This window comes from Streptosporangium fragile (assembly GCF_039534445.1).
Taxonomy (GTDB): Bacteria; Actinomycetota; Actinomycetes; order Streptosporangiales; family Streptosporangiaceae; genus Streptosporangium; species Streptosporangium fragile.
Genome location: NZ_BAAAVI010000160.1, coordinates 1 through 1,835, shown reverse-complemented (window position 1 = coordinate 1,835; position 1,835 = coordinate 1). Strand labels below are relative to the sequence as shown.

General features: G+C 65.3%; 1 protein-coding gene. It reads left to right on the top strand.

The window, feature by feature from the left end:
- Nucleotides 1–99 precede the first annotated feature (99 nt).
- Entirely contained in the window at nucleotides 100–1,701 is a 1,602-nt protein-coding gene (locus tag ABD841_RS40400; RefSeq protein ID WP_344982365.1) for a trypsin-like serine peptidase, read from the top strand.
- Nucleotides 1,702–1,835: the final 134 nt, after the last annotated feature.

The following is a 1,835-nucleotide window of genomic DNA, read 5'->3' as shown; positions in this document are numbered from 1 at the left end:
CGGCTTCCGGTGTTCAAGATCGGCGCTGTATGTTTCTGGCTATCCCTTTACTGACGCATGGGACGCAAGAAGCGTTCCACATCAGACCAAGGAGTTCCCTTGAAGCGCATCCTCCTCCCCGCCGGTGGCGCGGTTCTCGCCACCGGACTGCTGGCCGCCGGCCTGGTCGGCACTGCCCAGGCCGCTCCGGACTGGCAGGAAGACGTCATGGCCAAGGACGCCCCCTCCGCCCTGGCGGTCGCGAAGTTCTGGCTCAAGGCCAACGGCCACACCACCAACCTGGGCAAGGCCACCCCCTTCGGCCAGGAGACCGTCCCGGCCTCGAAGCTGAAGGCCGCTGGCGGCTACACCCCGGACGGCAAGCCCGGCGTCGTCGCCCCGATCGGCGAAGAGAAGAAGACCGCGGCGAAGGTCAAGAACATCAACCTGCCCAAGACCGTCGGCAAGGTGTTCTTCGTCGACTCCAAGGGCGAGCTGAAGTGGTGCTCGGCCAGCTCGATCCAGTCGAAGTACCGCAACCTGGTCGCCACGGCCGGTCACTGCGTCTACGACACCAAGGCCAACGACAGCGTCATGGACAACTGGGTCTTCGTGCCCGGTTACTACCAGGGCAAGGCGCCGTGGGGCATCTACGTGGGTAAGACCGCGTGGACCCACTACGACTTCTCCGCCTTCAACGACTACGACCGCGACGCGGCCTTCGTCACCGTCTACAACGGTCTCCACATCGGCGGCGGCAAGGCCACCCAGGTGACCGCGAAGGAGTTCGCGGCTCACAACGGCGTCAAGTACATCGACGAGAAGCCGATCACCGCCGAAGAGTACACCGCCGGTGTCGAGAAGTACGGCGCCGACGGCCCCTTCAAGTCCAAGGTCGTCGACCCGAAGATCGAGACCGTGGCCAAGCCGGCCGGGGTCGACTCCGTCGAGTCCGTCGCCCCCTACCTCACCGCTGAGGGCAAGGACGGCGTCAAGCTGGTCGGCGCCGAGGTCACCAAGTCGGTCTACGACGCCGCGCCCGACAACTACGACAACAACGCGAAGTTCATCGGGCTGAGCAAGGTCATCCCGATCAGCCTTGAGGAGTACAACGAGCTCAAGGCCGCCAAGGCCGACGGCAAGTTCCTCGGTGAGCTGCTCGAGGTCAAGAACGGCAACCAGGTCGTCGGCTGGACCAAGCAGCAGTTCTTCCTGAAGAAGTGGATCAAGGCCACCGCTCAGGTCAAGTACTGGGTCGAGACCTACTTCGTCGTCGAGGACTTCATCAAGGACGCCGGCCGCCTCGGCGACAACGTCGGCGGCCAGGGCTTCACCTGGAACCAGAAGCCGCAGCAGACGGTGTTCGTGTTCGGCTACCCGGACGCCCCGCACCCCGACGGCAACGACGTCTACACCGGCGTCACGCCGAAGTGGACCTACGGCAAGACCTCCGGCAAGGTCTACGTCTCGGCCGCCGAGAAGGTCGAGGAGCACATCGGCCTGAAGAGCTCCTTCACCCCCGGCGCCGACGGTGGCCCGTGGCTCGTCAAGTACAGCAACGCCAAGCGTCTGGGCTACGTCAACGGTGTGACCAGCCTCTTCGGCGACCAGGACGGGAACGGCCGCGACGACCTGATCACCACGCCGTACTTCGACGGTGAGATCGCGAGCATCTACGCCAAGGCCGCCAACGTCTGGTCCGGCTCGATCCTCAAGAAGTAACCCCTACTTCTCGACGATCACCCGAACGGCCCCGGGGGTCCAAACCCCGCACCGTTCACCCGAGAGGCCCGGGGGTCCAAACCCCGGCCACTCACCCCAGCACCACCCGAGGGGCCCGGCACACACCGGGCCCC